This is a genomic window from uncultured Jannaschia sp. (genome assembly GCF_947494055.1).
Taxonomy (GTDB): domain Bacteria; phylum Pseudomonadota; class Alphaproteobacteria; order Rhodobacterales; family Rhodobacteraceae; genus Jannaschia.
In genome coordinates, this window is record NZ_CANLTR010000197.1 from 1 (window position 1) to 416 (window position 416).

Annotated in this window: 1 protein-coding gene; it reads right to left on the bottom strand. The window is 68.8% G+C overall.

Annotated elements, in window-relative coordinates; genetic code table 11:
* Nucleotides 1–173: 173 nt before the first annotated feature.
* Nucleotides 174–416 (bottom strand): hypothetical protein (locus Q1A87_RS23825; protein WP_299657378.1); only part of this gene is annotated, 243 nt, incomplete at its 5' end.

Here is a 416-nt window from a genome sequence, read left to right on the forward strand (position 1 = left end):
CCGAGGGCCAAGGCATCCAGTGCGGCCCGAGGAACCGTCACCCGACCCGCGGGCGTGACGATTGCAGGTCGGTCGACGCATTCGATGCCGTCACCGTCCTCGCCGTCCCGCGGGCGCAGGCTCGCCATTCGCGCGGTGACGTGCGGCTCGGCCTCCTCCCAAGAGCAACCCAGTTATGCCGCCACTTCCGAAACGAGGGCCGACCGGTCATGTTCGGATCCCTGCAGCGCGCCGAGCGTCCGCTGCAAGAACACGAAGGCTGAAGCGATGTCGCGGTAACCCAGCTGCGCGGCGCGCTCGAAGGCCTGCGCGTCGAGGAGTTGGTCGAGCGCGTCGAGCGCCTGGCGCATCTCGTCGGTCGCCTGTGCGACGCCGGCAACATCCATGATCAAGGTGTCGTCGAGCCGCGCGATCTC